5 protein-coding genes are annotated in these 4,068 nt (G+C 65.0%); 4 read left to right on the forward strand and 1 reads right to left on the reverse strand.

Translation table 11 applies throughout. The features are described 5' to 3' along the window. On the reverse strand, positions 1 to 770 hold a 770-nt coding region (locus tag KBI52_RS02035; protein WP_210804993.1), incomplete at its 3' end, for an IS110 family transposase. A 112-nt stretch (positions 771 to 882) separates the two neighbouring features. Here KBI52_RS02035 and KBI52_RS02040 point away from each other — a divergent pair. The 4 genes from KBI52_RS02040 to KBI52_RS02055 all read left to right on the forward strand — a co-directional run bounded on the left by KBI52_RS02040 (position 883) and on the right by KBI52_RS02055 (position 3,920). Then, positions 883 to 1,140, forward strand: coding sequence for a hypothetical protein (locus KBI52_RS02040; RefSeq protein ID WP_262265623.1), 258 nt, complete (start codon positions 883 to 885; stop codon positions 1,138 to 1,140). 104 nt (positions 1,141 to 1,244) lie between these two features. Continuing rightward, positions 1,245 to 2,321, forward strand: coding sequence for a S66 peptidase family protein (locus KBI52_RS02045; protein ID WP_210804995.1), 1,077 nt, complete (start codon positions 1,245 to 1,247; stop codon positions 2,319 to 2,321). Positions 2,322 to 2,430: 109 nt separating this feature from the next. Next, positions 2,431 to 3,594: an RHE_PE00001 family protein gene (locus KBI52_RS02050; protein WP_247654119.1), complete on the forward strand. Its 1,164-nt coding sequence runs from the start codon at positions 2,431 to 2,433 to the stop codon at positions 3,592 to 3,594. 23 nt (positions 3,595 to 3,617) lie between these two features. Beyond that, the gene (locus KBI52_RS02055) at positions 3,618 to 3,920 is read left to right on the forward strand and encodes a hypothetical protein (RefSeq protein ID WP_210804997.1); all 303 of its coding nucleotides are present in this window, start codon (positions 3,618 to 3,620) and stop codon (positions 3,918 to 3,920) included. The last annotated feature ends 148 nt before the right edge of the window (positions 3,921 to 4,068 follow it).

Genomic DNA, 4,068 nt, shown 5'->3' on the forward strand with positions numbered 1-4,068 from the left:
AGCTGGCGCGGGCTCTCGAAGCGGCGCACATCGCCGATCTCGGCCACAAAGGTCACCGCCGTCAGGAGCGCCACGCCGCGCAGGGCCTGATACGCCTCCACCACCGGCGCCATCGACCAGGTTGCGACCACCTCGGCGACCTGCTGGGTCAACCGCGCGAGGCGGGTCTCGGCCTCCTCAATCGCCTTCCGGTATTCCTGCAGGACCAGATACTGGGCCGGATGCTCAAAGATGAGTTCGGCCAGCCATCGTGCGTGCGCCCGGGTCCAAGGCTGACGGCCAGGGAAGATCCGCCCATGACGCAGCAGGAAGGATTGCAGGTGCTGGCGCTTCTCACGCAGATCTGCCATCGCGGCCTCCCGCGCTCGCACCAGTTCGCGCACGGCTTCATGGCCCGGATCCGGAACCCAGATGACGGTCAGCTCGCCGGCCCGGTGCAGCCGGGCCAGGGTCAGGGCATCGCGGCGATTGGTCTTGACGCGCTCGCCCGGGCGCTTGGGGATGAGCGAGGGCGCGATGACCGCACACTCATGGCCGAGCGCGGAGATCTGGCGCTGCAGGCCATAGCCGGTCGGCCCCGCCTCGTAGCAGAACAGCAGCTCGCCGTGCCGGCTGGCCAGCTTGTTCACCAGGCGCCGCACGGCCTCCGGGGTGTTGTCGATGTCGCCGAGAAAGCGGATCTCACCCTGGCGACCGTCCTCGGCCACGGCGACGGAGGTCTTCAGTTTGGAGGTATCTAGACCGACAAACACTTTGCTATTCTGCTGCATGGCTCGTCCCCTGTGCGGGAGGCTCGGCGCCGGCCCATCCAGCGCAACCCTCGCTCATCGCATAGTGTGGACGAGCCACCTTCGCCGGCAACGAACATACGGTCTGCTGCGGGTGCTCGAGCGGCCCGAGATCCCGCTGCACACCAATGCCTCCGAGAACGACCTGCGCGCCTGGGTGACCAAGCGCAAGATCTCCGGCGGCACCATGAGTGCGGATGGCCGCATGGCGCGCGACGTGATGCTGGGGCTGTCGAAGACCTGCCGCAAGCTCGGGCTGGCGTTCTTCACCTATCTCGGGGACAGACTGGGACTGAATGGGGAACGGCCAAGGATCCCGCCGCTGGCCGAGCTCGTCATCTGGGCAACCTAAGCACCGGCTTCATCAACATCTTTGGGCCGCGCTGTGAAAGCGGCGCCGTTCTCATTATTCGGTCCATATGCGACAAGAGGTAAGGACCGTTGCGAGGATGCAATATGGCGGATCGTTGGTGGAAAAGACCCCTGGTCAAGCCACAGGCCCTACAGGCTGGCGATCGCGTCGCTATCGTTTCGACGAGCTGGGGCGGACCCGCGATCTTCCCGCATCGCTATGAGGCAGGCAAAAAGGTTCTTTCCGAGGTCTTTGGACTCAGGCCTGTCGAAATGCCCCATACCCTTCGCGATGCCGCATGGCTCGACCGGTACCCTCAGGCTCGCGCCGAGGACATTCATGCGGCCTTCGCAGACTCCTCGATCAAGGGCGTCATTGCCAGCATTGGCGGTGACGATGCGATCCGCCTGATCCCGCATATCGACCTGAATGTGATCGCGGATAATCCCAAGGTCTTTCTCGGCTACTCCGATCCAACCATCCTGCACTTCGGTTGTCTCAAGGCGGGTCTTAGCTCGTTCTATGGTCCGACCATTATGGCGGGCTTTGCCGAGAACGGGGGCATGCATGCCTACGCCGAGAACGCCCTGCGCAAGGCCATCTTTCAAACAGATCCCATCGGAGCGATCGAACCAAACCCGGAAGGGTGGACCGTCGAACATCTGCCCTGGAAAGATCCCGAGAACCAGAGCCGCCGCAGAAGGATGACACCCTCGACCGGCCCGCGAACCTTACAGGGGACAGGGATTGCACAGGGACATCTCATCGGTGGCTGCGCCGAGGTCCTGGAGATGCTGAAAGGCTCGGATTGGTGGCCGCCGCTGGATTACTGGAACAGGGCGATCCTCTTCTACGAGACCTCCGAGGAAGCCCCGCCGGCAACCCTTGTCCTGCGCTGGCTCCGCAATTTAGTGGCTCAGGGCATCTTGCCCCGTCTCTCAGGCATCGTTCTCGGACGCCCGGGCGGGCAGACGAACGAAGTCTATAGGAGGGAGCAGGAGGAGGCGGTCCTGCGCGCTCTCGCCGAGGCGGGCATGCAGCACCTGCCAGTGCTGGCAGAATGCGATTTCGGACACACGGATCCGATGGCCACATTACCCTATGGCGCGACAGCTGAAATTGATTGCCGCAGGGCCCAGCTCACGATTCCGGAGCCTGGTGTCACCGCTACAGCCCGCTGACGCAGCGTGCCGATCCGAAGCGTCGCTTTGACAGTCCGCATAACTCCGCCAGTGAAAAGTGGGTCCGCCTTCTGCATAGAACGATGGCTCCAGAGCATCGCCCCCCAAATTGCCCCGGTTACTTTTCGGGGGCAGGGTAGGGGGGATCGAGGAGGAACAACCGTTCCCCTGCGCCTATTCCCTGCCGGAACTGCCGTGGGAGACCGTCGCCGGCCGGCTCGAGCTGATCACGATCAGCACCCTGCGCTTCGACGCCCGGCTCGAGACCTCCGGCCTCGCGGTCGGGTGGCAGTCCCGCTGCGATATGACCGAGGCCGTGCGGGCGCTGCTCCTCGACGGACACCTTGTCGATGTCGGGGACCTGGTTCTGCATGATGCCGGCATGGATGTGCGCCATCCCACGCACGAGCTTGTCCGCGCCGCGGCCGCCCTGCGGGCCCGGCGCACCGCTCTGGCCAGCAGGGCACCCTGGCCGCTATCGATCGACGGACTGGCCGCCCTGCGTGGCATCCGAGGCGTGGCGGAGCAGGCACCCATCAGGGCCGGAAGCAAGAAGACCGATCCCGGCGGTGAGGAGGCCTACCTGCCCTATGCCAACGATGCCGATCCGTGGAAGGCGCACTTCGCGGAGACCGACGCGCTGCTCGCACGCACCAGCCACGTCCTCGCCGGCGAGACTCCGCTGCCCGCGAACCGTTCGCATTTGGTCTACGATCCGGATCATGACGAGGCGGAGGCTGAGGACCTGTGGCTCGATGTGGTCGAACGGACCGGCTCCTGGCCAGCCGTCGCTGCGGCCGCCGCGGCCTGGAAGGCGTGGCTGGATCTCGACCTCTACCCCCGCCAGCCCTGGCTCGGGCTGATCATGGCCGCTGCCATCCTGCGGGCGACAGGGCTGACCCACCATCTCCTGCCGCTTGCCGCCGGCGTCGAGCAATCCCGGTTCCGGCCGCAGGGGAGAAAAGGGGCCGCCGAGACGCTGGAGGGTTTCTGCCGGGTGCTGGAGGAAGCCCTGAGCATCGCCAACAAGGATCTCGACCGGCTGATCCTGGCCCGCGACCTGATGAGCCGTGCCACCGCCAAAACCCGCTCCAACTCGAGGCTGCCGGAGCTGGTCGACCTGTTCCTGTCGCGCCCGCTGGTGACGGTGCTGCTCGCGGCCAAGCTGCACAAGGTCACGCCCAAGGCCATCGACCTGATGCTCGCCCAGCTCGGCGGGCCCTGCCGCGCGAGCTCACCGGTCGCACCCGCTACCGCCTGGGAGATCGTGTAACCTCCGGCCGGTTCACCAACCGCGTGAATGCGCCATCGAAGCGAACCAATCAACACCTCATCATGCCCATGACCTCACCACGGAAGCTGCCTGCCGAAGGCGTCTCAGATGGCCTGCCCAATCCGGCACGGCTCTGGGCCTTTGTTGCCATCGCCATCGCGCTCACCATGGCGGTTCTGGACAGCGCGATCGTCAATGTCGCCCTGCCAGTGCTGGCCCAGCAGCTTCAGGTGGATCCGGCAACGGCCGTTTGGGCCGTCAATGCCTATCAGCTGGCGATCACCGTCTCACTCCGGCACCGTTGCAGTAACTTGAAAAGGGCATAACGAACCCCGTCGAACGGGTCGTTCAAGCTGCAAGGCCGAAGAGCTGATTGAAGAGACGGACTTCGCCTGTCGCTCGACATCCTTGCTTGTTGTAATGACCGCGGCGGATCATGCGCATGGTTTCAAAACCCATCGGGGTTGCAGCGGC

Origin of the sequence: Microvirga sp. HBU67558 (genome assembly GCF_018069605.1) — a bacterium.
Taxonomy (GTDB): domain Bacteria; phylum Pseudomonadota; class Alphaproteobacteria; order Rhizobiales; family Beijerinckiaceae; genus Microvirga; species Microvirga terrae.

Coding starts and splice junctions, on each gene's coding strand:
- KBI52_RS02045 (WP_210804995.1), top strand. CDS start 1,245: ATGGCGGATCGTTGGTGGAAAAGACCCCTGGTCAAGCCACAGGCCCTA.